This is a genomic window from Ochrobactrum sp. BTU1, from assembly GCA_018798825.1.
Lineage (GTDB): Bacteria > Pseudomonadota > Alphaproteobacteria > Rhizobiales > Rhizobiaceae > Brucella.
Genome location: CP076356.1, coordinates 466,046 through 491,869, shown reverse-complemented (window position 1 = coordinate 491,869; position 25,824 = coordinate 466,046). Strand labels below are relative to the sequence as shown.

Here is a 25,824-nt window from a genome sequence, read left to right as displayed (position 1 = left end):
CCGTCTCGCCATCGCACCAGAGATTTTCCATTCTTGGCTAGCGTCTCAATAAACTGGCCCGACCGCATCCCGGACCAAGAGATTGCCAGCTCAACCCTCCCTTGAGGCACCTTTGTCCACGCCATCCTTGCTCCAGCGTTCCAGAATACGACGCGCCATAGAGGTCGTGATCACCAAGTGCGAGGCAAATCGGCCCTTCAACGCGGCCACGAGCGGTTCAAATTTGTTGTCTTCTTGCACGACGAGCATGCGCTTTTTAATTGCACGTATGGAGTCGAGGTCGGCAGAAATGCAGCGTCGGTTATGATTGCAATCCAGCCAATTACCATCCTGATCAATCAGCTGGCCGGCGATGACTCCTGCCGCGCCTTTCTTTCCCATAGCCTGCATGTCGTCAGCAGAAAGCGCGCCACATTTGACGAGATGACTGTCGTCTTCGATCCCACCGACGGAAAATAGCGCCAGATTACAATCCGATATTGCCGCGAGTTGCTCCTTGATAACCGGTTCACTTCGCAATTCATCGGCTAAGCGCTCTGATGAAAGTACAAGCGGCGCATAAAAATTCAGACCTTCCGCATTGAGCCGACGCGCAATTTCTGTGGTGCATTGGTCAGGGCGGTAAGAATAAGGTGCGCCGAGATTTCCGCAAAGCTGAACAACTGTAACACCACTAAGATCCGCGAAAGGCATGACATCGGCAATGTGGTAGACCGTTCGGCCCCATGCCACCCCTACCCTGTCGCCCTTATTGAGGAGTTCTAGGAAAACGGCCGCAGCCACGACAGGCATTTCAGCCGTTGGATCCATAGCTTGACGATCTTCTGGCACGAGCCAAGCGGTGGTCAGGCCTGTCGCATCTTCCAGTTCTCGCGCCAGGACGTCGTCGGAAAACAACTCCGACGAGGTCGAAATCGTGACAATTCCCATATCGCGTGCCTTACGAAGATACATCGCAATCGACGCACGGGATATTTCAAGGCGCTGGGCCACTTCGTCTTGCCGCAGCCCGTGTGTGTAATAAAGCCAGGCGGCCTTGTGGATGATCTGATCATTCGGTCGGACAGGCATTGAGGCTCTTTCGTTAAGTGTTTTGACAATAGTCATCGATACTGACAAAAGTCAACGCCCTCTCAAATGCAAATGTGGAGGCTTTAGAAGCCAAACTCTCAGAGAGAATTGAGCCAACAGGCTTTGCCGGGACGGCTTGGTAAATAGCAAAACCAGCATTACAAGAAAGCAAAAAAATAGCTGCAGCTTGTTCTTCCGCGGTCTATCATCTCAATATGATCAAGAGAGTTTCATTATTGGTTGCCCCACTATTCGTGGGTTGGCTGATCGGTTCGGTATTGCCTTTGTCGTTGTGGCCCTATTCAGATTGCCATCGGCTGGGCGGAAGCGTTCGAAGCGTCAATGGTCCAGGCAAGGTTGTAGAGTGTGTGATCCCTTTAAAGGTCGATGGTCGTTAAAATGAAGCAATCGCACCAGCAATTAACAGCAGTCGCACATTCAGTCTGGTCAAAGGCGAAGAAGCTGCGTCCGTCCTTTAACAAGCTTGTTGTCATTTTCCCGTTAATATTTTGCGTCATTCTCAACGCTCTCATACGGCCCTGGCTGGCAGCCCTCATTGGCGGCTCAGTTGTTCGCTCAGGAAGCGGAGGGCGCAACACTAATCGCTGGTATATGTTTGATCAAACCACCACGAGTGACCACCCTGCGCTCACATGGTTTCTTTCTTCTTCCGACGGCGCTGTCGGAATGGTCACATTAGCGATAATTATCGCTTTATTGCTCACTGGGTGGGTATTCAGAAAGCACCACTCATGGACGTGCTAAATTGTTGCTCGATGAGATCAATGGATGCGCTTTTGACTAACACTCAGTCATGCCAGATGATATTGGCGCGTGTAGCGCCGTTTGACGAGCCTTTCGAGTAGGAAGCGTGCCTCATGCTCAAATTTGAAGGTGTATTGGCGGCTTTGTCCGCCACCCCCCAATCGACCCCAAATGCAAACGATGCACCACTCGTCAAAAAGCGTCTTTGTGAGCGTGATTGAGTAATAACGCTTCATGTTTCTTTCTGGAACGATTTTTCGAAAGCAGAAATTCATTGAATTTGACATAATCGGAGGATCTACCAATCCTCCAATCAGGTCTAACGAGTTTTATGAATCGATTGTTTGCGACGGATTCATTTTTGTTATGTTACCCACCTTTGCGGACTTAATACTGTGAGTTAGCTGTAGCGAATGAGCAAAAGCTTTGCCGCTCGTCCCGCTTTAATATCTATTGTTGGCTTGCCCTTCAGCTTAAGTTGATCCGAACGGGCTTTCCGACCGAGGCACTTCTTAGCTTTGTCACGAGCGGCGAGCACCAAAGTCGCCTGTTCGCCGCGGATTCAGGCGCAAAAATGCTTACAGCCCGTACAGCATTTCGGCTAAACGGGCTGCAGAATATCGATAAAGTAAATGCGCTTGAAGAAGTTTTATTGCGGAAGGTTCGCTGCGGCCTGCTTAAGTGCGCTTGCCATTGTTTCGCAAAGTTTAGCTTCGTCAATGCCTTGTGCTTTTGCGGCTGTCGCGATGTCTTGTTCCATACCCATGACCGCGACCTTGCCCTGCTTTCCGACTTCTTCAGCCGCGTCACCTTTTGAAACGTCCGCAGGGGCCGGTACAAGAGCTAGCAACTTGGTTTGAACCTCGGACGCACTGCCGTCGATATGACCTTTTTCCTCACAGTACTTGAGGACACCAGCTTGGTTTCGCGCAGCGTTATACGCCATTTCCATCTGTTCAGGAGTCGGCTGCTGAGCCATTGATGCCGTTAAAGTGACACCAGTAAAAATCGCAGTTAAGATCAGACGCTTCATGTGGTTTTCTCTTTCAAAAGAATATAAACGCAGCTTTTTGCTAATACTTTTTGGGACGCTCAGCAAGTAAGCGTTTCTACTTGTGAAACAAATTTCATAAACAGCTGAAATCTGGGGACAAAATTGCTAACATTCTGCAAAATACGCAATACAAAAGCTTTTCAATCCTCACGGCAAGGTGAAGACACGCATCTATGCAAACCGTACCCCCAAAAGGCAATTTTTCGACTAAATGAATAGCTGCTTTCAGCAACTTTCACAGCGGCCGGTGCGCGCAGAGTGCGTTCATGTCCCTTAGATAATTCTTCAAAGGTTGCATGGTGGCGTCAAGCGGAGCAGCTTCGTTGCCTGGGCTTCTATACCCGATGAATTGAAAGAAGGCCGCGATCGTACTATCAACTCCGTGATCGGTAATCGGCTCTTCTGTAACTTGGTACTTTTTTAACAGCTGCGCGATCGCTAAAGCTTCAATTTTTTCAGCTTCCAGCTCCAGTCGCTTCACCTTTTTCCTGAGTGCCACCACAGAGCTGTCGGCTGGGAATTCAGGGAGCAATTTTAAACGCGTTCTAATAGTGCGCAGAGGAATAATTGCAGTTTCTCTAAAGCGCATTATCTCCGCATCGATGCTCATTATGTCTCCAGCGCTGAGACGGGTTCCTGTTGACACAGCATAGAGCACCGCCAGTAGCAAAACCACATCGACATCATACTCATCCTGCAACGAAAGCAATGTTTCCGCTGCTCCGGGCAGGGTGTAGAACGTGATCATGAATGACCAAAGCCCCGATGTGACTTCACTGTGCTTCATCATATCCCCCGTGATATCCGGTGATGCTAGGTAGATGAGTTTCGGATGGCCCGTCGCGGCCGGTTGACCTTCATTGATCGGTCTGAGCCTTTAATCCTTGCCACCGTTTTACGACCCCAGTCTCAATGTCAAACAAGTCTAGCGCGCGGCCGACAGAGTGATTAACCATTTCATCGATTGAAGCGGGATGTGAATAAAATGCAGGCACCGGTGGCATAACGATTGCACCCATCTCGGTTACCGCAGTCATTGATTTTAGATGGCCGAGATGGAGTGGCGTTTCCCTGAGCATAAGTACAAGTCGCCGTCGTTCTTTAAGGATCACATCGGCGGCTCTGCTCATCAAAGTCGACGTCACTCCGCTTGCAATCTCGGAAAGCGTTTTGACCGAACATGGTGCGATCAGCATGCCCATCGTTTTAAATGATCCCGAAGCTATTGATGCACCCACATCCGATGCCGAATGCACGATGTCAGCCATACTAGTAAGATCAGATTTTTGAATTCCCATCTCCTGATGAAGCGTAAGTAGCGCCGCGCGTGAGACCACTAGATGCGTCTCGACACCGGATGCGCGTGCAAGCCGGAGTGCGTTTACTCCGTAAAGGGCGCCGGAGGCGCCCGATATACCAATGATTATGCGAGCCGGGGCCATGATTTTAAGCTCCCTTGAACCAGTCGCTAGCCTTTACCTTATCCCCAAGACGCAGCCGCTTACGTTCAAACTCGGCCTCACGCCCCCAGGGCTTGGTCGCATCAACAAGCAGGCGTCCCCAATGATCCTTTTGCTCATCCCGATAGAAGGAAGGTGTTTCGGGTATGATCAGCATATCCTTGTCTGGACGGCATCGCGTCAGGATCGCCCATTGAACGTCATCCATATCGTAAATGTCGATATCCCTATCCACGACTGTGATCTGCTTGGACCAAATCGGCTCAGCGCCAATTGCAGCAAGCATGACTTGACGCGCATGCCCCTCGAACTGTGGTTCAATCTGAATAATTGCGTGATTGACGAAGGGTTGGCAAGTGACATTCACTATTCCTGGCAACGCCGCACTCAGTCTCTGGAAGATGTTTGCTGAAACGGACAGTTCAAGCGTCAAGACCTCTTCGGGTGAGCCGCATAAGATAGAATGAAACATGGCGTCTTTGCGCACAGTCACCGCGAGAACTTCAAAAACGGCATTTGGCCCCACCGGAACATAATATCCCATGAACTCGCCAAACGGTCCTTCTGGCCGACGCTCATTTGGCAAAAAGCGCCCTTCAATGACCACTTCCGTTTCGGCCGGGACCTCCAAGTCAATATGTTTGCATTTTCGCATTGGAATAGGCTTTCCACGCAGTCGCGCAGCAACTTCCAGCTCGTCAACGTCGTAGGGCAAGGGCGCTGCCGCAGTCAGGAATGCCGCAGATGGCGTCCCGATCAACATTGCCGCCTCCAATGGCTTTCCAAGCTTTTCGGCCTTCTCATGATAGATCGTGAGGTGGTGTCTAGGTGCCAGCCTGCAGCGAAGCTCATTATCACTAATATACATGGACCGGTGATAGGAAAGGTTGCCCACTCCCGTTTCAGGGTCGCGCGCAATAAACATCGCGGATGTGAAGTAAGGCGCACCATCGCGATCCGAATAGGTGATCAGTGGTAAATCCGATAATTTTACATCTTCATATTCGGGTAGTTCTTCGTCTGCTGCAAGCCGCAATGGATGCGCCATCTCCGACGCACCCAACGATGCGAGTCTGCTCCATTGTCTGCAAAAATCGCCCGCATCAATACCTATAACTTCGGCTATTCTCTCACGTGTGCTGTAAATATTACTGACGACCGGAAACCGCGTGCCTTTCACGTTTGTGAACATTACGGGCTTTTCCCATTTCTTTTGCGCAAGCTGTGTGACGGCAGCGAGCTCGTGGGCCGGATCGATCTCGCGATCGACGACGAGCAATTCACCGCGCTCTTTGAGTAGGCTAATAAAATCTCTCATTTACAGTTCCCTTGTGTATTTTAGCGGACACTACTAAAACTGGACATCAGGCCTAATCGATGGGTTCGAGCTTCATGAGCAGAACGCAGTCGATAGCGATCACCAGGATAGATAAAACGACTACGAGTGACTGGAATGCCATCGCGCCATGTTGAACGATCCAGAAGCAGGCAGGGCTGATTGCAATCGATTTGCAATAATTGCCGAACATCATCATCTGCTCTGATCGCGCGTATTGTATTTTCAACTGAGGTTATCTCTGTGGCGCGTTGTAGCCACATGTCCGGACCGCGAACGCTAAAGTCCTGTTCTGCGTATGTGGGAGCTTCCGCGCTGTTGACGTAGCGCTCTTCGAGCTGAATAGGCGTTCCGTCCTCAAGATGCAGAATACGGCTATAAAAAATTGGTTCCTTTGCAGCCAAATGCAGCAAATTTCTCGCAGGGTCATCTTCTGCAAGCGTCGTATGGACCAGAATTTGGCAGGTGTGCGCCCCACCTGAACCAATGATCTCCTCGCCAATATCGACGAGATTGAAGACTGCGCATTGGGTCCGTGGTCCGAGCACAAAAGTACCCCGACGTGGAACACGCATGATTGCACCTGCGACCTGGAGTTCTCGCAGCGCGCGACGCACTGTCGGTCGCGAAGCGTCAAATTCGGCAGCGAGTTCACATTCAGAAGGCACCTGAAAATTGACGGGCCATATCTGTTTTTCGATGCGCCGATCGATCTCGTTTTTAATTTTTTCGTAAAGATGCGGGTCTGAATTCACGGAGATACGCTCACCAAATCGCCATAACTACTATCAGACTTCTCCTATTATGATATCATAATCAAGACATAAATTTCGGTCGATGGTCCATTTCACCCGCATCTCGCCTGCTCGGCCTCACGCTTTTCCGGATTCTCCTGCCTTTTTCCACGCTCGAATTCGCGTAAATTCGCGTTTTCAACGAGTAACTTTTTCTATTGACATTAATACTGATATCATTTCCCATATATAACAATATCGTAAAAAGCAGAATTTGGTCAGATGGCGTGTCAATCAGTGATTATACTGGCGTGTGTGACCGTAAATCAGGAGGAATTATGTCGACTGAGGACCTTCCGAAGCTTCAAATGTATATCAATGGTGAATGGGTTGCCCCGGCATCTGGAGAATATATTGAAACAGTCAATCCCTTTACCGCAAAGCCCTGGGCACTGGTTCCCCGCGGCAACGCGGAAGATGCTGATCGCGCAATTCTGGCGGCACACAAAGCGTTTACTGAGGGCCCTTGGCGGTCTATGCATCCCAGTTTACGAGGTCGGATCATTCAGCGCTTTGCCGAACTGATCGAAGAACATGCAGACGAGCTCGCCGAAATCGAAGTACGGGATAATGGCCGACTACTGGCCGAAATGCGCCATCAAATCCGCTACATACCGCGATGGTACCACTATTATGCCGGGCTGGCGGATAAGATTGAAGGGGCGGTCCATCCCTGTGACAAAAATGCGCTAAGTTTCTCGCGCCATGAGCCGCTCGGCGTCTGTGTTGGGATCGTGCCCTGGAACGCCCCTCTATTCTTGTTTTCACTCAAGGCCGCCCCGGCGCTCGCTGCGGGTTGCACGCTCGTCATGAAACCTGCCGAACATACCTCAGCAACGGCGCTCAAATTGATGGAACTGGTCTGCAAGGCTGGCTTTCCAAATGGTGTGATCAATGTGGTCACAGGTTATGGACCAGAGGTTGGAGAGCCTCTCGTAACCCATCCGCTTACCCGCCATGTTGGGTTTACGGGTTCGACGCGGACCGGCGCCCATCTTTATTCGCTTGCGGCCCGAGACATAAAGCGCGTGAGTTTAGAGCTTGGGGGTAAATCGCCTAATATCATCTTTGAGGACGCAAATCTCGATAATGCCGTGCGAGGCGTCGTGGGGGGTATATTCGGTGCGGTCGGACAGACCTGCATTGCAGGTTCTCGTTTGCTATTGCAGCGAAAAATTCACGATCAGTTCCTGGAAAAATTGGCGGAATTTACCCGTACGGCACGGATCGGTGATCCAACGCACCCGGATACGAGGATCGGACCTATTGCAAACGCCATGCAATACGAGAAGGTACTAGGTTATATCGATGTGGCGCGTGGAGAAGGAGCCGAACTGCTGCTAGGAGGCAAAAGGCCAGATCTAGCCGAGTGCAGGGATGGCTTTTTTATTGAACCCACAATCTTTGCGGGTGTTAACAACGATATGCGGATAGCGCGTGAAGAGGTTTTTGGTCCGGTGCTTGCTGCTATTCCGTTCGACGACCCTGACGAGGCCATCGCCATTGCGAATGATAGTGAATTCGGACTGGCAGCGGGGGTTTGGACCGCCGATATGCGGCGGGCAATCCTGATGTCAGAACGTCTTGAGGCCGGCAGTGTATGGGTTAACACCTATCGTGATGTATCCTACACCACACCGTTTGGCGGTTATAAAAAGAGCGGTATAGGGCGGGAAAATGGGCTGGAAGGAATCCGAGAGTTCCTACAAACGAAAGCGGTCTGGCTGTCGACTGCAGAGGAAATAGCCAACCCGTTCGTTATCGGTTAACCGCGGATGTAAACAAAACGGGTGAGCCGTAAAGGCCGTACGGCTCACTAATAATCAAGGCCAATAAATGGGAACCTTAAAATGAATATTGAAAGCAGATTAACTCAACGGACGGCAGCGGCGATTGTCGCCACTGGACTCCTTGTAATGACAGGCCCGGTCCACGCGCAGACTGCCTCAGAAATCCTGCCTCAGAAGTATAAGGATGCGGGCGTTCTCAAGCTTGTCACTGACGCTAAATATCCTCCATTTCAGTCTGTGAATGATGCGGGTGAAATCGTCGGCTTCGAAGTCGATTTGTGGAATGCAATTGCCGATCGCCTCAAGGTTAAGATGGATGTTACCTCCGTCGCATTCGACTCTCTCATCCCCGGTGTGCAGTCTGGACGTTGGGATATCGCGATGGAAGGCATCACTGACAATGCCGAGCGACAGAAGGTCGTAAGTTTCGTCGATTATGGGTATACGACATCTTCGGCATATGTTCTTGAGCAAAATGGCGCAGGCGTTAGCGATCATCTTGGTCTTTGTGGCCTGAAAGGATCGGCGCAAAGCGGCACGGAATGGGTCGGCATGATCACCAAAGAACTTGGCGATGCGTGTGTTGAGGCTGGCAAAGAAAAGCCAACTGTTTCCGAGTTTGGAACTTCAGAAGGAACCCTGCTGTCGCTTTACTCCGGTCGCAGCGACTTTGTACTGACATCTGCGGCCCTTGCGGGGGAAATCTCCAAAGCAGCACCGCACCCCGTCAAGGTCATTGCTATGCCTATTTTACCAAGAATGCCAAGTGGCATTGCGTTCCGGAAGGACGAAGGTGATCTCGGTGAAGCCTTGCTTCGTGCGTTGAATGAGGTGCGGGCCAATGGAGATTACGAGAAGATCTACGCCAAGTGGACTGTTTCTCCTATGGCAATGGATCACGAACCCGGTATCAATCTCGCCACGATACCTGGCGCAAAATGATGACGGCAGCCGGTGTGTTAGGCACCGGCTGCTCCCCACTGCTTTTGTGAGAGACTGCGCCAATGTCCGACAACCGAATCCCTTCCCAGCTCCCCTTCCCTCAACGGGAAATGCTTACCTATGTCAAAGCAAGTGCCTGGAAGACACGTCTCGCTGCAACTTTGCTTATGATACTGGTTGTTTATTGTACAACCATGATTGCAGCCAATCCGAATTTTGGATGGGAGGTGGTCTGGGAATATCTGTTTGACCAACGCATCCTTTGGGGGCTTTCCCTAACTTTATGGCTAACAGCCGTCACTATGATAATTGGTGTGGTGTTGGGCACAGTGTTTGCCATTATGACGCTGTCGGGAAATCCGGTTATTTCAACAATCGCAAAAGCTTATATTTGGTTCTTTCGCGGCACCCCCGTACTCGTTCAGCTCATTTTCTGGTATAATCTGGGTGCGTTGTTCCCGCAGCTATCGATTGGCGTCCCGTTCACATCCTTTTGGATTTCTGTTCCCACTAATACGCTGATATCACCGATTACGGCGGCAGTTCTTGGGCTGGGGCTGAACGAAGGTGCCTATATGTCAGAAATAATCCGAAGCGGGCTGATGGCGGTCGATCCGGGGCAGCGCCAAGCAGCGAAATCCCTTGGTATGACAAACGGTAAATCGATGTGGCGCATTGTACTGCCACAGGCAATGCCTGTTATCATTCCACCCACCGGCAATCAGACGATCGGCATGCTCAAGACATCATCACTGGTCAGTGTGATCTCGCTTGCCGACCTTCTCTATTCCGCGCAGACCATTTATTCCCGAAACTTCCAAACCATTCCACTGCTGATCGTCGCCTGTATCTGGTACCTTGCGGCAACAACTATCCTGAGTTCGGTCCAGACGCGCATTGAACGCCATTTTGGTCGTTCGGGTAAGCTCACGGCCACCAAACCATCCAGACGCTTGTTTCGCCAGAAGGTCCGATGAAAATGTTCGATCCGATGATTGTTTTTGACCGTGTCTCGAAAAAATACGGAAGCCTGACTGTATTGGAAGAAATCAGCCTCGAGGTTGGAGCAGGTGAAGTAATCAGTCTGATTGGCCCTTCGGGCTCTGGGAAATCAACACTTCTACGCTGTGTGAACCATCTTGAAACAATCGAGAAGGGAAGCATTACCGTTGGAGGTGAGCTGATCGGTTACCGACGTATCGGGAATTTTGCACACGAACTGCCAGAAAAGTTGATTGCTCGGCAACGCGCCCGGATCGGTATGGTATTCCAGAACTTTAACCTATTCGGCCACAAGACTGCCCTTGAAAACATCATGGAAGCGCCGGTGCATGTCCTCGGCGTCGCACGTAAAGATGCAGAAGCGCAGGCGAAAGTCCTGCTTGAGCGGGTCGGACTTGCGGATAAAATGCATAACTATCCTCGCATGCTATCGGGCGGCCAGCAGCAGCGCGTAGCGATTGCGCGGGCACTTGCCATGAAACCAAAAGTGCTGTTGTTTGACGAGCCGACCAGTGCACTCGATCCGGAACTTGTTGGAGAGGTTCTCGACGTCATTCGTTCACTCGCGCAGGAGGGGCTGACAATGATGGTAGTCACTCATGAAATGTCATTTGCCCGCGAAGTCTGTAACCGAATTGCCTTCATGCAGGCGGGCCGCATTGTTGAATGCGGGTCGCCGAGCGAGATTCTGAGCAATGCTGCTTTTGCAAGAACCCGCTCCTTCCTTTCAAAGGTTCATTGAATGTTAGATGGACACAATCTGAAGAGCAAAAGAGACTGGGATTTGATCGTCGTTGGCGGCGGCATCGTCGGTTGTTCTACTGCTCTTTATGCATCGCGCCTCGGGTTGCGCGTTTTGATTATCGAGCATGACGTACCAGGCTCCCGCCAATCGGGACGCAATCTTGGTTTTGTAAGACAACAGGGGCGCGATTTCCGAGAATTGCCTCTGGCTATGGGCGCACGCCAATTGTGGCAGGGCTTAGAGAAGGATATCGGACGCTGTGTCGGCTGGTTCTGTGGCGGCAATGTCGCGCTCGCAGTCAATGACACGGATATTGAACACCAGCAGAATTGGCAGAACCGTGCACGAGAATACGGGCTAGACACATTGTTGCTGAGCCCGAAGCAGATTCATCAGAAAATTCCGCTACTGAGGGAAGGCACCCAGATCCGTGGCGCAATGTTTACGGCGACTGACGGCAGGGCCGAACCCGGCCGGGCAACCAGAGCTATTTTTGAAGCTGCTCTTGAAATAGGCGTTGCTGCGATCTTTGGCAGCAAGGTGACAAAGCTCGAAATTGCGGCCGGAAGAATAGGTGGGGTCTGGGTTGATAGGCACCTTTATCGGTCACAATGCGTTGTCTGCTGTGCCGGAACTGGCAGCGGAAAACTGTTGCGTGCGGTCGGATTTGACCTACCTCAGGAACGAATCCGTGCCACAGTTTGCCGAACTGTTGCTGCGCCCCAGCTATCGATGGATCCTTGCGTTTCTCTACCACTCACCGGAATTAGACAAGACGTGCGGGGGGCTTTTGTGTTTTCCGTCGCAGGCGGGGAGTACGATCTGCGCCTCGATTCATGGCGTTATCTTCGTCATTATCGACAAACAATGCGCAGCAATCCGGACGCAGCGAAGATTAACTACCTTCATCTGCTCGATAAAGTGAGGCGAATAAAATCCCCACCGACGATCGCCGATATAGTGCCGGGTTCTGAGAACGCCGCGCCTGACAGGCAACGTGTTGAGCAGGCACAAAGCGAGTTGCGTGCATTCATGCCAGAAGTGGCCTCGCTCGAAATTGAAGCGGTATGGGGCGGGATCATCGATACCTTGCCAGATGTCATTCCCGTGCTCGGCCCCCTACCCGGCCTCGAAGGACTTCTTGTTGCGACTGGATTCAGCGGGCATGGTTTCGGCCTAGGTCCGATGGTCGGTAAAGTGCTCGCAGAACTCGCGACTGGCAGGGCTGTAAGCGCTGACATCAGAGCTTTGTCACCCGCCAGATTTCAGCGGCAAGCCGCGAGATGATCTCGAAAATCTATGGCTATAAAGATAACAAAAGAGGAAGAGTGACATTGGTAGAGCGAATTTTCACGGGAGCAGCTTCGGAAAAGATTGCGGGTTATGCTAAGGCCGTAATTGATGGCACTACGGTCTATATTTCGGGCACCACCGGACGAAACAAATCCACAGGTCAATTCCCAACAAACGCCGGGGAACAAGCGCGCAATGCCTTGGCGGATATCGATGAGGTTCTGCGCAATTTAGGTGCCAGCTTGCAAAACGCTGTCGCAAGCCGTGTTTATGTGAGCGACCGGACCTCAGCGGCCGAGGTGACGCCAGTTCTGGGGGAATTATTCGCCAATATTTGCCCGACTAGCACATTTCTGATCTGCGAGATCCCCGTGGACGGCGCCAAGGTGGAAATTGAGATAACTGCATCACTTGCCGCTACATAACGCCTTATAATCATCAGCATATGCGGATTGGGCGACTACTTCGCATATCCACCATCAAAACTTACAAATCGCCAAAGTTGGCTTGACCCGGCTACGGTTATAATGTGATTATAATGAGATAATAACATCATTATGCGTAAAGATATGAGCAATTCTGACCAGCCCCTTTATGTCCAGATTAAAACAGCCATCGACAGGAAGATAGAATCCGCGGAGTGGCCCGCCAACTTCCAGGTGCCATCCGAGGATGATCTGGCAGGCACTTTTGGTGCCTCTCCCCTAACCGTTCGAAGGGCCTTACGAGAATTGCAGGCCGACGGCGTATTGCTGCGCATTCAAGGACGCGGCACCTTCGTAATCGGGCCGCGCATGCAGTGCGCAATATTCAATCTCCCTGATGCATCCGAGGATGTGATTTTATCAGGTGGCGCGCACAGTAGCCGCATCCTACAGCACGAAATGCTAGGCGCTGACCATCCAAGACGTAGTATGCTGCAGGCTGGATCCGATAGCCCGGTATTTTACAGTAAGCTTCTGCATTTCGAAGATGGAACACCCATTCAAATCGAGGAGCGCTACGTGAATGCGATCGAAGCGCCAGATTACCTTCAGCAGGACTTTACAGTCACAACCCCAAATGCATGGCTGCTCCGTAATACAATCGTCACTACGGTCGAAAACACGATACGCGCAATACGCGCGGACGATGAAACACGCGAAAACCTGCAAATCGACTCAAGTCAGCCATGTCTGCTAGTCGACCGGCAAACCTGGCGGGATGGTATCGCAGTAACGCGCAGTCGGTTCACATATCCTGGGGACAGGTATAGACTGCGGTCAACGCACGAGGCACGTCCAAGCCGGTCTGGATCCGCGACATTGACCCGTTGAGCTGCTCGCGACTGCCTTTGTTTTCCATTTGAACCAGAACTGTTGGCCGGGCTTTTTGAAAACGCCAGGCTCATCCGTAGCAATGTGTCTTCAATCGTGTAATGCAGGACAGAGCCACCGAAGAATTGTCACCTGAAGTCGTGATCGTGGAAGAACCTTTAAGAGCTGTTCGCTTCTCCTTTCGACTTTTCCAATATCAGTAATTTAAGCCGCGCATTCTCTGCTTCCAGTTCTGCCAGCTCAGCATCTGTCACCGAACCGTCCTCGGATTTCTTGGCTGGGGACTCGTGTCGCTTTGACTCGACTTCAAGTGGAGACGACGATTTTGTCTGTTGGTTCGCGTCGTCCTTGCTATTTGCCTTATCGGAGATTGACCTTTTTTCAAGCAGCTGCTTGTCTGTGGCAAGAGCGACAATTGCATTCTCGCTCGCAGCCACCGTTGACGCGGCAACAACTGCTTCGTGAGTTCCTTGTGCTGTTTCCGTCGCAAGTTCTGAATCTGGGGAGCTGTGATCCAGTGAAGAGATACTCTCCGTGATCATCCTTTGCTTATCTGGGATCGCGCTCGTTGACGTGCGCTTTTCCTCCAAAGAGACTATTTGCTGCCCCTCTTGTGCGGCTTTCGTCTCCGGTGGCCTCACTCGAGGTGACATTTTTCGCGCTTTGGAAGCAAAGGAGGAAGGCTCTTTTGTCGTTTCCTCTTTCTTCAGCACCGAGTGCACTGATGGCCGAAGGGCCTTTGGTTCGTCTGCATTCGCTTCCTCATCAGGGGTTTCAAGTGTTACCTGACGAACTATATCAACATTTTCGCCTTTGAAATTGTTCGCAATTATCTCCTGCGTATCACGATCGGTTGTTTCGCGATTTTCGTCAGACCCTTTCTGACGATCGGGTTGTTCATCTACAGAGGATTCGCTTCTTTGCGAGCGCCACCTCTTCAGTCCTCCAATAAGACGTTCGCCCCATGATTTCATCAATGATCAACCTCTCTGTCAGTGCCCAAAAGATTTAATGAGATGCTACGCCCTCACCAAAACGCGGCGCAACAAGAAGGAGAGTAAACTGATCAAAGCAATATGGCTAGAAGGAAAGACGTTCTCCTTTTCATTCTTGTTTCAATCAATAAACGTTCTGATTATCTATAGATAATGGAAGGCAAAGACATCAAATGCGACCTGCAGTTTCTAATTATCGCAGTTCAGACGACTTAATAGGTTATGCAGATATGACCGTTAATGCATATCGTAGGAGCATGCCTACGGCACATCTGCATGGATTGCGCAACGGAGTAACAATCCAAGAGCGGCGCCGGAACACATTTCGAACGATTAAGCGCTATTTGACACCTTTGTTTATAAGAGTATGCTTATAAAATCGTCATCATCCGAATTTGTAGGCGGTGGCGGCTAAGGGTTGAGATGTGCTCTTGCCTGCTAGCTAGGAGGAGTACTATGATTCTCCCTTCTTTGTCGCGTGCATGCATGTCATCGGAACTGTGGCAATTGCTCTACCAAATGGCAGGGAATTACACACCAAACAAGCGCTTAAAGGCGGCAATCGTTGAGGCAGCGCTGATGGGAATGGTCGATCAGTTCGATCAGACCGAAGTTGATGACATGGATAAGCTAATTTTCAAAACGCTGCATTGCGCCGCTGTTAAGGCTGTAAATCAACATGCGCTAGCGACCAATTTTGAACACTTAATCCCCGCTGCCTGAAATTTCCGAGCAATTGGCGGGGCGGACACTTTGTCTGTTTACGCGCTCGTCCCAGATCACTTTCATTTGGTCCCGTATGAACATTCTTCGTAAAAGGCTGTCGATAAGAAATAGTGGATCGGTTCTGCGAAGATATTACAGGCCAGGGTCGGCGCGCTCATAGCCTTTCTCGACTAACAGTTGATTAGTCTCATCACAAAACCATCCTATACATACACATCTCTTCATGCCGTGCTTTAACAATCTCGCCTTCGACATGGGAGTGTCCCTTAGTAACAGCGTTTAGGGTGGATTAGTTTGTGGCTTTTCGAGCGAAATGAGGCAATACACGCGTGCATGTCACGAAGCTTAGAACTTTGCGGTTCAACGGATAGTAACGATTGATTGCTGGAGCTAAATACACCCTATCAACTGTCGTTGACCCTGTTTTCAAACGCTTTGCACAAAATTTCTATTTGTTTGAAGCAATTTGACCACTCATACCCCATTACACCGTAATAATATTATCCTATAGTTTTTTGCCGCCGCATCGCAACGTTACAATCGTTCTCGTTCAATCAAGCGCAGGACGGGAAGGTCGGAACCGCGATGGCACAAATCAGTAATAACATCACAGATCTAATCGGTAACACTCCGTTGCTCGAGTTACATCGGTATCGTAAAAATCGTGGATTAACTGCGCGCATCCTCGTGAAGGTTGAGTATCTAAATCCAGCCGGAAGCGTGAAAGATCGTATTGCCTGGGCACTCGTTCGCGATGGACAGGAGCGCAATCTACTCAAGCCGGGTGGAACAATTGTTGACGTAACGAGTGGTAATACAGGGATTGGCATTGCAGCGGTAGCGGCAGCGCAGGGTTACAAAGCCAAGTTTTACGCGAGCGACAACATCAGCCCAGACAAGTTCCGCTTGCTCGAACACTACGGCGCTGAAATTGTTCGCATTCCCAACTCGTACTTTCTCGACGCAGACGCACTTGAAAATGTTACTGCACTCATCAGGAGTGAGAACCCGGACGCCTATTTCACAGATCAGCTTGCCAATCCAATCAATCCAAGAACGCATTACAACAGCACTGGTCCGGAGATCTGGCGCGATACCGACGGTGTCGTTGATGCTTTTGTTGCAGGTGTAGGCACCGGAGGTACCATTTCGGGCACGGGTCGCTTTCTGCGCGAAAAGAACCCTGACATTTGGCTTGCAATCTCTGAACCTCACGTCTCGACTTTGCCAAGTGAAGATAACCCCAATCCGCCTGAAATCGATGGTGTACACAATGTAACCGAAGCAGAGCCGCAGCAGCTGCCGCGAAACTTCGACAGAGATATCGTCGATGAAATCATAGCACTAAGCCCCGAACTTGCAGCAATTACCGCTAGAGCATTGGCCCGCGAAGAAGGCCTTCTCGCAGGGACATCTGCGGGTGCAACGCTTTATGCCGCGACGGAAATTGCACGACGCCCGAGTTTTGCTGGCAAAACAATTGTTGCAGTGTTGCCCGATAGTGGAGAGCGTTATCTGAACGCTGCCGCTTTTCTAGCAACCGCTGACGGTGCCTTCGAGGGTAAAGCCGGTGAGCGCGTTCTCTCATAGGCGAGCGAAACATAGCCGTTCATTGCCGGCGACAGCATCCCTATCACGCCAGTAAGGACACGACGAGACCAGAGTTTTAGGGGACGCAACAGGTTGGGGAGGTTTGATTCACGGATATGAACGTGAATTGGGTTGCCAAGTCGGAAATAAATAGACTTTCTGGTCCGGCAACGAAACTGGAAAAGTCGCTATGCGGCTTGGAGCATAACGACCCAAAATGAGAGATCCCATCCTGTTTGAACCGCTACAGTTGGGGAATATTAAAGTCCCCAATCGTATAGCTGTTGCGCCCATGTGTCAGTATATGGCCAATGACGGTTGTGCTTCAGCTTGGCATACGCAACATCTCATGTCGCTCGCGATGTCCGGTGCCGGTCTGATCATGATCGAAGCCACCGCCGGTTCCCGTGAAGGACGCATAACGCATGGCTGCCTCGGATTGTATTCCGATGCCAATGAGGATGCGCTTGGTGAAATTCTATGTCAGGCCCGTCGTATCGCCCTGCCTGGAACTGAGTTTGGAATCCAGCTATCGCACGCTGGACGAAAAGGCTCCGCTCATCGTCCCTGGGAGACACCTGGAGGTAGCTTAACAGGCTCCGATGCGTGGAGGACGATTGCACCATCGACAATCGCACATCGGGCCGGTTGGCAGCTTCCGTACGCCGCCAGCGAAGACGAGCTTGATAAGATTGCTGAGGATTTCCAACAAGCAGCCATTCGGGCCAAACGTCTGGGCATCAAGGTTCTAGAAATCCATATTGCCCATGGTTATCTGCTTCACCAGTTCCATTCACCGCTTTCAAATACCCGCCAAGACATGTGGGGTGGTGACAATATACGCAGGATGGCGTTCCCTTTGCGAATTGCACGATCAGTTCGCCAAATCACTGATGATATCGCAGTCGGCGCGCGCATTACGGGCAGTGATTGGACTGAAGACGGTTTGACACTTCGGGACGCGGTCACACTTGCAAGGCAATTAGAAGACATAGGTATTGACTACGCATGCGTCACATCGGGTGGAATACCAGTTGACTGCCCTACTAATATCAATCCGGAAGCCTCGCACGTATCACTAGCGAGTGCCATAAAAAATGAGACTGGATTAATCACCCGCGCGGTCGGGATGATTACCTCGCCAAAACAAGCGAACGAAATCATTGCTGCTGGATCGGCCGATCAAGTTGCTATCGGGCGTGGATTTCTGGATAACCCACGTTGGGGCTGGCATGCCGCCCATGATTTAGGCGTCGAGATCCCCTATCCGTCCCCTTATGCCTGGGCCTCGCCAAAGGAATGGAGCGGATTTGACCGGAGAACCGCGCTCTAGAGCAAAGGACTCAAATGCTTAATCTGCTTTCTCTTCCGAGCCGTAGATTTCCATGAGAATGTTGGAATGGTAGCAATTTGGCAATGCTACCTTTTCAAAGTTAACGAGGCGTGCGAGCGAAGTTGCCAACCCAAACCGATGAGCACTCTGACCGGCGAACCGAAATGGGCTCTCTCAGCGAAGAACCTCTCGGATCTGTGAAAACGCACTCATCTGAAGCATCCGTGAACAACCTCTGTAAGGCAGTGCTATATGGGCGGAGAGGCAAACAATTCCTCAGTTTGTCCGGAACTGCCTGGAGTAAGTGTTTCCAAGTGTTCAAGATTTCTTTTCGACGTGCATGTCCCCGCCGATAAAGGTCCATTCAAGATGATAGGAGCGGGCCACAAAAACAATGACTTTTTTAAACCAACGCTGCCGATGCCTTCCGAGAATAGCGTTGGCAAGTAATCCGAAGTACAATTGATCAATACTACCTGTGTCACCAATTCACCAAAGCTGATTTCCCTCTCTCGAGGCCCCGATAAAACTTTGCGACGATTCTAAGGCGAAGCGCCAAACGGGGATCGTTGGTATGTGGGGCAACTTACCGGAACCAAGTCTGGTAGAGCGCATCAAAAATTCCGTTGCGTTTCAATTGGTAGAGCCATTGATCGACAAAAGCCGTGAGGTAAGGCGCACGTTGAACCCAGTAGGCCTTTTCAAAGTTGTTAAATGGCCGGTCTGGGTTAACTGCGCAAAGTATTCCAGGATGAAGTTTTTGTTGATACATTGTTTCGGAAGCGTCTGTAATCATAACATCAGCTTTTCCCTCGACAATTTGGTCAAAGATGGTTGTGTTGTCCTTCCAAACCAGAATTTTCGCATGTTTTAAATGAGTTACGACGAATTTCTCATTCGTTCCTCCAGGATTGACGATGACCTTTACATTCGCTCGATCTATGTCTTCAATTGTGAAGTATCGATGCCGTTCTGCGCAGCGAGAAATTGGAGATTTGCCGTCATTTAAGTAAGGCTTGGAGAAAAGCCCTGTCTTTTGTCGTTCGAGCGTCACCGATATCCCGCCCATCGCTATATCGAAACGATCATTTTTAAGGTCCTCCGCGAGCGTCGGCCAGCTCGTCTCTATGAACTCCACCTCAACTCCGAGCGCTTTGGCGAGATCGTAAGCTAGATCTATATCAAACCCTTTGAACGCTCCGCTTTTGAGGTCTTTGAAGCTATAAGGTTTGTAATCCCCCGTTGTTCCGACCTTCAATGTGCCGCGTGAAAGAATTACGTCGAGCCTAGACTTGGAAGTAACATCTGTAAATCCCGGACGCGATAGCAGTACAATCAAAATCGTGGTTGTAGCAATGGCAATTCCTACCAGATGAAATCCCCGCTTAGATGTCGTAACTCCGACGTTTTTAAACAAATATGCTATCATAACTTTGAGAATCTCATCGTCATTTTGAGTTTTAATACACGATCTGTAGGAGCCGTCAGGCAAGTATGACGCGTTGAACTGCGTCGAAAAGCATACCACGTTCTGCCTTAGTCAGGTCGTGTGCATCAAGCATGGCTATGAACTTTTGACGGTCTGAACCCTCGATCTTGATACCACACAATAAGCGCGTAGCCAGCAGCCTGAGCAGTTCCTCACCAATCGCTGCGATTCGCTCGCGTTCCTTATCGAGGGACTTTGGAGCATCCGGCATCCTGTCAAAAAATAGCAACTGCGCACGGTATCTATATTGCACTGCCTTTGCTGCCTTCATTTGAAAACTCCCAAATTTGCGAACGGACACCGTATCTAAACCGAATGAAGACGCGATGATTATAGCTTGCTCGGTCACATGCGCTTCTTGACCCTGGTCTTCTACAGGAAGGTGCTTCGCTGCCTTAAAAAGAGCTACGTTCTTCATGTGAAGAAGCCGCTTACCAACAAGGTTCCCAATGCACCCAATGCCACTTATCGTGCGTTTAAGATCAGGGTCGCCAACACAGTTCTGAGAAGACGGTAACACTCGTAAATTAGAATACATTCAGTATAGCCCTTCAAAATATTATTATCTTGCATTAACAAGTCACCCCAAGTTAGGCCTGCCTTAGGGACCTTATAGACAAAGAATTATATGTTGCGCGCTCTGGGATGTTGAATCATAAGGCGCGTAAAAATATCGGCATTTAAAGACAGACGTGATGTCTACTCAAACACGTCTCGTATGGAGAGATCCGAGTTACTACATCTAAACCCAAAGATACGTTAAGGGTTTTCGTCGGAATTCAGATCGATCATGCTCCCTTTTAAGAATCAAACAAACGCAAGGCAGTCAACTCCTTGCTGGTGCAACGGTCGATTTGAACGCGACTTCTCGTGGTAAATGCAGTAAGAAGCATTGAATAAGCCGCTTGTCCGTCAGCTGTATCAATCTTGTTGTGAACAGAGATTGTTGTGGGAAGTTTCGTAGCTTCATTCACGAAAGTGAAGGAAATCCGTTTATCGTTCTTATCATCCACACCCAGCAGCACCTCCGAAACTCTTCCAATAGCCTGGTAGGACGCATCGCAATTATATGCTGGAGTCGCACCAGCCGTTTGAGCGAATAGGACAAGGGTCGTCCCAGACAGAAATCGGAGGCTCGACATGGTTTGATCCATTCCTTGAGAAAAATGTGTTGGAGTGATTCAGTGCTTACTGAGTTGATGAAAAAATACCGAACAAACTTGGCAATGTTGTATAGAACATCAATCGCCGAACGTATTTCAATTTGCCGCATCCAGTTGAATCGGTCGCAAGCTTGTGGGTCTCGAAGCTGCTTATAGTGGACTCAGCTTCAGTACTTGTACATTGGCCTTTTATCACGTCCGCCAGTGCTCCTGCTTCTGCCGGAGTGATGTCGATGTCCTCCCAACTGATAGGCGTTCCGCGATAACGACGAAGCGCTCGAAAATAATCCAAACTATCCGGCAGCATGATCGGTGGACGCCCGTCCGACGCGAAAGGCATATTCAGCACACGAATTATTCCTGAGCCGGTCGCAGGTACGTCGCGGCCGACTGGAGCCTCACCCGGATGAGCAAGCCCCATAATGTGACCTAACTCGTGAAGAACAACAAGATAGACCAAGGCTTCGGCGACAACAGAATCGGATGCGTATCGCGGGAAAGCCTCCCGTAAAGCCTCCCACCGATCAGAATAACTCCAGTTACCATAAAAACGGATTAACCCATGGGGGATTCCAGGAAATGTGCCAGTTTCAAAGGGTTCGGAACGTGCAAGAACCGCCCCAGGCCCCTGCCCTGAAACCGACTGCGCATCGACTATGATTTCCACTTCATTCGGTTGTCGAATGTCTATTCCACGGATGTGAAAGCGTTGACTCGGCAAGTCGAATTGCCGTAGACGCCCATTCCAAAGCGTGATTGCACGGTCGATAATTGGCTGTAAGTTGACTGCGTGATAAACGGTCTGGGATTCTTGTACGAATATTTGTTGGCCATAGGCGTCATTGAGCCGAACATTCATGATAGCACTCGCGCCTATAGACGCCGGTTCACCTCGGTGTACCCGATATGTAGAGGCCGCGTTATAGGGAGCGTGGCTGGGTTGGTCGTCCACAAACATGCAGACATGTGTCGTGTTTGGTTGGGAAAGAGCCGATAACGGCGTACAAATCAAAGCGACGCAAAAACACTGGCTAATGCTCACTATGCTAAATATACCGTACAACTCATTGTTCCTTGTTAATCCAAAGAATGGCGACGTGGCCCTAGTGAAATCTTAGGTGAATCAGAAAAGATCCGTAACTCTAACTAATAGCGACCCGCTTTCGCGTCTTTGATTGTTCATCAAGATTTTTTTATCGCCAGACTTAGCTACCTGTGCAGGGTACCGTGAAATTTAGTATATAGTGGCTACGCGCCAGACAATTCACCTGCCATTCGTGCCCTCGGTCGTTTTCTACACAGGGTAGAAAAGCTCGTTGACCCTCACTCCTAAAGCGATTGGGTCAGGTCCAAAGAACTACGCATGCAACTATCCAATACTTTTGCCTGGAGCGATGATGACTGCACCACCTCAACCTACAAGGACTGCACATACGGAAGGCGAGGTTCGAAGCGTTTAGTCCAAATCTATACCGTATAGCGTTCTAGGTAGAACTTTGAGCGGCTGAGCATCGCGATGATTTCCAACCTGACGGTATATTCAATATATGCTTTCAAACAATCTCTAACAAAAGAATTTCTGTTGCTTGTGCTTGTTTATCACATTAATTATATATATCGTCGCCTTTCGACAGAAAGCAATCACTTGCTTTGTTCATTTCGTTTCGAAGTATTATTTTTGTTAGAGACTATATTTTCAGAAGATTTGGAAATTTTTAGGGCATACGGTGTATATGGGGGAAGCACTGATGAGAGGCCTATTTTTATCGACTGAGATGATCGACGTTCAAGATCGAGATGATTTTTGGCGCGATGCTGTAAAGCCAATTTACGATCTATCCTCGACAAATGAGGAAGTGATTGGAGGGTTTTCGGGAACGCTTCATTCCCATCCAGTCGGGGGGATGCTTGTTGGATCGACAACTCACAATGCCCAGAGATACCAGCGTACTCATAGGATTATAGCGCAAGGAGGAATGAACCAGTATATCCTTCAAGTAATCATGGAAGGGAATTTGGTTGGCAATTTCGGCGAAGTCGACGTAAACGCCGAGTTCGGTGACATTGTTATTCTTGATTTGGCAAAGACTATAAAGAGTAACGCATCAGCAGGTGCGAGAATTACTGTCGTTTTGCCTAGAGAAGAGTTGGAACGAATGTCTGGCGGCCGCAGTCTTCATGGGACGGTGCTTAGAGCGAATTTGCCAAACACTCGACTTCTCTTGGGTTTTCTTAAATCACTCAATGATGTGTCCTCGGATCTAAACGCCGCCGAAACGACGAATGCGTACGATGCCGTAATGCTGTTACTGCGTTCAGCTGTGCTCGGTTTGGGAATAGGCAATGACACAGTTGGATCCATTAACTTTACGATGAGACGGCGTATTATGGACTTCATCGATGAGAACCGCACGAATCCATTACTTGGACCATCTCTCATCGTCAGCCAGTTCAAGGTATCGCGCTCGCATCTTTATCGTTCATTTGAAAGCGATGGGGGTGTTGCCAAACTCATTCGTGAAAGACGTCTGGATCTAGCGTATCGAGAAATTATCAATGCGGGCCCGAAGCCGGCCACTCTCAAAGAGGTCGCCTACCGGTCCGGTTTTCTCGATGCGGCGCGGTTTGCCAAGGCGTTTAGTTCGCGTTTCGGCTCTCCACCAAAAGCGATTATTAAGAACAACACCCCTGTTAATTTTTCCGAAGCAAAGATCCATACTCTTCATGATCATCTGTCGGTGCAAGCTCGTAAGCTTGGGATATGGTAAGCGTATTGATTACCTATATTCAGCGCGACTCTCGAGGGCGTGCGTAAGTGAGACCGAGGACTTGGCTCCTCGGTCGCCCGCCGCCTTACGGGCACTTCTAATACAAAGAAATGGAGGCGTGGCGCTTAAGCGGCCCGCTGAATTGGATTTACAGCGCCTGGAGCTCAACAGCGTCCTAAAACCAAAAGCTAAACGGATGAAGGTAGGCTAAATACTCCAACTCGTCCTCGGTATAGGTTTCTTTGTCAAACATCTGCGGGGGAATGAAACAATACGAGTAAGCCCCCGCAAAGCCAAATATAGTATCAATCATGGCGCTTCCCTTTAGCTTCCTAGAAAGACTATCAGTATGATGCTAAACGCTCTTCTCATCTATTGCTATTATTGACTGGCAAATTCAATCCCGATGATTATTGGGATCTTGACTAATATTACACTGAACTCTTTGAATTTCGGCCAAGTGAAGAAGCTATATATATTATTGAATAGAACAGAATTGATAAGTTTGGATTATCGAAAGCTGCAAATGTTCAATTTCTTTCCAAATTGCCGATACCTCGTTCTCGGTGCAAAAGGAAAAAGGATGCTCCCGCGATAAGGGCACCGCCTAGCCAGAATGCGTTGGCTGGCCTTTCGGCGAACACAAGCCAGGCCAAAAGCACGTTAATTGGAAGTCGAAGGTCATCGAACGGCTGAAGAAAGGCAACGTCTGCAACGGTGTAAGCTCTCGCTTGAAGGTACTGCGCCAAAGCCGTGAGCGAGCCCAGCGCGAGTATTGGCAACCAACTTTCCGTAGAGTAGCCGGCACTTGTCGGCAGTCCACCGTTGACGATGAGCCAAACGGCCCCGTTAAACGGCGTTATAAGCAGGAGCATGTATAGAGAGGTCTCAGAAGGTTTCTCGAACTTCGTCAGATGCTTGGTGATTATTGAGTAACCAGCCCAAAGCGCTGCAACTGCCAACGGCAAGAGCGAATATGCGCTATAATGCTTTGACCCAGGCGCAATTATAATCAGTGCACCGATGAAGCCCAAGAGGGTCATAGCCAGCCGATGGGCAGTGACCTTCTCGCCAAGGAAAGAACGCGCGGCGGAAATTACAAAGAACGGTGTAGTCATAGACAAAGCTATGGCTTGCCAAATCGGGATGCGATTCAAAGCATATACCCATAGTTGCACACTCGTTACCACGAGACAGACGCGAATTAGATGCCATCCCAAATGCCGGGTACGTAGTCCCAAAATTGTGGGTGGCCCGACACATAGGAGTGTTATAATCGCGGCTATTGAATACTGAAACAAGGCGATCGTTACGGAAGACATACCGATGCGAGTAACCATCCATTGAGTTATGACATTAACGCCCGCGTAGCTTGCCCCGCTACCGACCATAAAGGCTGCGCCATGTGCCACGCTGAATGACTTAGAAATAGTATTCATGAAATTATTGCTCCAAAACCCGAAATATGGGAGCCTCGGAATGTCCTGAAAGTTAATATCTTGCGAACGCCACGTGGAACTCAACGTCCCATAATGTAATTTCCCGCTTGGGCTCGGCTGGCGAATTCCTCTAACGCATCATTTGACGACTTCATCATTTCGTATTCATTTTAACCAAAGCTAAAATCGCTGGAGTTGTTGAAATCCATCTCTCTAAAATCTAGACGTAAGATAACCGATCTGCGTTTCAGACGGCAAATGCCAGTAAACCTTCAAGACTTAAAAAATCTGTAGAATGGGCGGGCCTCTTCCAAACTGCCTCTGCAATTTTCTGAAACTGCGATGACTCTAGGCCTCCAACGTGCGGCGTGAAGGCATCACTGCTTTCTAAATGTTATGTCCCCTGACATATTCGTGCTTGGCCTCTTGGATCTGGCATTTCTATCTAATCGTCGACTAATCGAGTACATTCGCATAGAACACCTGTTGAACGACCGTTGTTACTGCTTTTCGAAACCAAAAGTTGGATTGTTCGCGTTGCTGCGACAGCTTCAATCGATGAATCCTCGATCATTCGTTACTGCGACGAGGCTAAGAATTATATGTAGCCTCGTCGCAATCGCTTCAGTCGCCGGAAGTTAAAGTCCGGCGTTGTTCCCTACGATCTGTCACCGGTTAGCGCCATGCATTGTCGAACCCACAATACATGTTGGTACGCCAATCTCCGTTGGTGACTGGGAGCATTTTTCGATG

At 49.8% G+C, this 25,824-nt stretch carries 23 protein-coding genes; 11 read left to right on the top strand and 12 right to left on the bottom strand.

What is annotated here, in order from left to right:
• Nucleotides 1-90 precede the first annotated feature (90 nt).
• The 7 genes from KMS41_21395 to KMS41_21365 form a co-directional block, all read right to left on the bottom strand.
• Entirely contained in the window at nt 91-1,071 is a 981-nt protein-coding gene (locus KMS41_21395; GenBank protein QWK81105.1) for a sugar-binding transcriptional regulator, read from the bottom strand.
• An 812-nt stretch (nt 1,072-1,883) separates the two neighbouring features.
• Nucleotides 1,884-2,072 carry a WGR domain-containing protein gene (locus KMS41_21390; GenBank protein ID QWK81104.1) on the bottom strand — a complete coding sequence of 63 codons (189 nt, stop codon included), beginning with the start codon at nt 2,070-2,072 and terminating at the stop codon, nt 1,884-1,886.
• 413 nt (nt 2,073-2,485) lie between these two features.
• Nucleotides 2,486-2,869 (bottom strand): pore-forming ESAT-6 family protein, encoded by a 384-nt coding sequence (locus tag KMS41_21385; protein QWK81103.1) that lies wholly within the window; start codon nt 2,867-2,869, stop codon nt 2,486-2,488.
• Between the two features lie 256 nt (nt 2,870-3,125).
• Complete coding sequence (locus tag KMS41_21380) at nt 3,126-3,680, bottom strand: TIGR02444 family protein (protein QWK81102.1); 555 nt, start codon at nt 3,678-3,680, stop codon at nt 3,126-3,128.
• A 67-nt stretch (nt 3,681-3,747) separates the two neighbouring features.
• A complete protein-coding gene (locus KMS41_21375; protein QWK81101.1) occupies nt 3,748-4,332 on the bottom strand; it encodes a UbiX family flavin prenyltransferase in 585 nt (194 codons plus the stop codon).
• A gap of 4 nt (nt 4,333-4,336) precedes the next feature.
• On the bottom strand, nt 4,337-5,668 hold the full coding sequence (locus KMS41_21370; GenBank protein ID QWK81100.1) for a UbiD family decarboxylase: 1,332 nt from the start codon (nt 5,666-5,668) through the stop codon (nt 4,337-4,339).
• Nucleotides 5,669-5,688: 20 nt separating this feature from the next.
• The gene (locus KMS41_21365) at nt 5,689-6,441 is read right to left on the bottom strand and encodes a UTRA domain-containing protein (protein ID QWK81099.1); all 753 of its coding nucleotides are present in this window, start codon (nt 6,439-6,441) and stop codon (nt 5,689-5,691) included.
• Nucleotides 6,442-6,758: 317 nt separating this feature from the next.
• Here KMS41_21365 and KMS41_21360 point away from each other — a divergent pair, with 317 nt between their 5' ends.
• The 7 genes from KMS41_21360 (at nt 6,759) to KMS41_21330 (ending at nt 13,568) form a co-directional block, all read left to right on the top strand.
• Complete coding sequence (locus tag KMS41_21360; protein ID QWK81098.1) at nt 6,759-8,249, top strand: aldehyde dehydrogenase; 1,491 nt, start codon at nt 6,759-6,761, stop codon at nt 8,247-8,249.
• Nucleotides 8,250-8,330: 81 nt separating this feature from the next.
• Complete coding sequence (locus KMS41_21355) at nt 8,331-9,212, top strand: ABC transporter substrate-binding protein (GenBank protein ID QWK81097.1); 882 nt, start codon at nt 8,331-8,333, stop codon at nt 9,210-9,212.
• Between the two features lie 110 nt (nt 9,213-9,322).
• Entirely contained in the window at nt 9,323-10,189 is an 867-nt protein-coding gene (locus KMS41_21350; GenBank protein ID QWK81152.1) for an amino acid ABC transporter permease, read from the top strand.
• A 14-nt stretch (nt 10,190-10,203) separates the two neighbouring features.
• Nucleotides 10,204-10,956 (top strand): amino acid ABC transporter ATP-binding protein, encoded by a 753-nt coding sequence (locus tag KMS41_21345; GenBank protein QWK81151.1) that lies wholly within the window; start codon nt 10,204-10,206, stop codon nt 10,954-10,956.
• The gene (locus KMS41_21340) at nt 10,957-12,246 is read left to right on the top strand and encodes an FAD-binding oxidoreductase (GenBank protein ID QWK81096.1); all 1,290 of its coding nucleotides are present in this window, start codon (nt 10,957-10,959) and stop codon (nt 12,244-12,246) included.
• A 47-nt stretch (nt 12,247-12,293) separates the two neighbouring features.
• Complete coding sequence (locus KMS41_21335; protein ID QWK81150.1) at nt 12,294-12,677, top strand: RidA family protein; 384 nt, start codon at nt 12,294-12,296, stop codon at nt 12,675-12,677.
• A 144-nt stretch (nt 12,678-12,821) separates the two neighbouring features.
• Nucleotides 12,822-13,568, top strand: a complete 747-nt coding sequence (locus tag KMS41_21330) for a UTRA domain-containing protein (protein ID QWK81095.1) — start codon at nt 12,822-12,824, stop codon at nt 13,566-13,568.
• A 158-nt stretch (nt 13,569-13,726) separates the two neighbouring features.
• Here the strand turns inward: KMS41_21330 and KMS41_21325 are convergent, their stop codons facing one another.
• Nucleotides 13,727-14,542, bottom strand: a complete 816-nt coding sequence (locus tag KMS41_21325) for a hypothetical protein (protein ID QWK81094.1) — start codon at nt 14,540-14,542, stop codon at nt 13,727-13,729.
• 477 nt (nt 14,543-15,019) lie between these two features.
• Here KMS41_21325 and KMS41_21320 point away from each other — a divergent pair, with 477 nt between their 5' ends.
• The 3 genes from KMS41_21320 (at nt 15,020) to KMS41_21310 (ending at nt 18,212) form a co-directional block, all read left to right on the top strand.
• Nucleotides 15,020-15,286 carry a hypothetical protein gene (locus KMS41_21320; protein QWK81093.1) on the top strand — a complete coding sequence of 89 codons (267 nt, stop codon included), beginning with the start codon at nt 15,020-15,022 and terminating at the stop codon, nt 15,284-15,286.
• 588 nt (nt 15,287-15,874) lie between these two features.
• A complete protein-coding gene (locus KMS41_21315; protein QWK81092.1) occupies nt 15,875-16,879 on the top strand; it encodes a cysteine synthase family protein in 1,005 nt (334 codons plus the stop codon).
• Nucleotides 16,880-17,096: 217 nt separating this feature from the next.
• A complete protein-coding gene (locus KMS41_21310; GenBank protein QWK81091.1) occupies nt 17,097-18,212 on the top strand; it encodes an oxidoreductase in 1,116 nt (371 codons plus the stop codon).
• Nucleotides 18,213-18,798: 586 nt separating this feature from the next.
• On the opposite strand, the gene KMS41_21305 is transcribed toward KMS41_21310, so the two are convergent.
• From KMS41_21305 to KMS41_21295, 3 genes are all read right to left on the bottom strand, one after another.
• Nucleotides 18,799-19,641, bottom strand: a complete 843-nt coding sequence (locus KMS41_21305; GenBank protein QWK81090.1) for a transporter substrate-binding domain-containing protein — start codon at nt 19,639-19,641, stop codon at nt 18,799-18,801.
• 55 nt (nt 19,642-19,696) lie between these two features.
• Complete coding sequence (locus KMS41_21300; protein QWK81089.1) at nt 19,697-20,119, bottom strand: hypothetical protein; 423 nt, start codon at nt 20,117-20,119, stop codon at nt 19,697-19,699.
• A 770-nt stretch (nt 20,120-20,889) separates the two neighbouring features.
• On the bottom strand, nt 20,890-21,723 hold the full coding sequence (locus KMS41_21295) for a hypothetical protein (protein ID QWK81088.1): 834 nt from the start codon (nt 21,721-21,723) through the stop codon (nt 20,890-20,892).
• A gap of 889 nt (nt 21,724-22,612) precedes the next feature.
• Here KMS41_21295 and KMS41_21290 point away from each other — a divergent pair.
• Complete coding sequence (locus tag KMS41_21290) at nt 22,613-23,632, top strand: helix-turn-helix domain-containing protein (protein QWK81087.1); 1,020 nt, start codon at nt 22,613-22,615, stop codon at nt 23,630-23,632.
• Nucleotides 23,633-24,162: 530 nt separating this feature from the next.
• Here the strand turns inward: KMS41_21290 and KMS41_21285 are convergent.
• Nucleotides 24,163-25,023 (bottom strand): DMT family transporter, encoded by an 861-nt coding sequence (locus tag KMS41_21285; protein ID QWK81149.1) that lies wholly within the window; start codon nt 25,021-25,023, stop codon nt 24,163-24,165.
• Nucleotides 25,024-25,824: the final 801 nt, after the last annotated feature.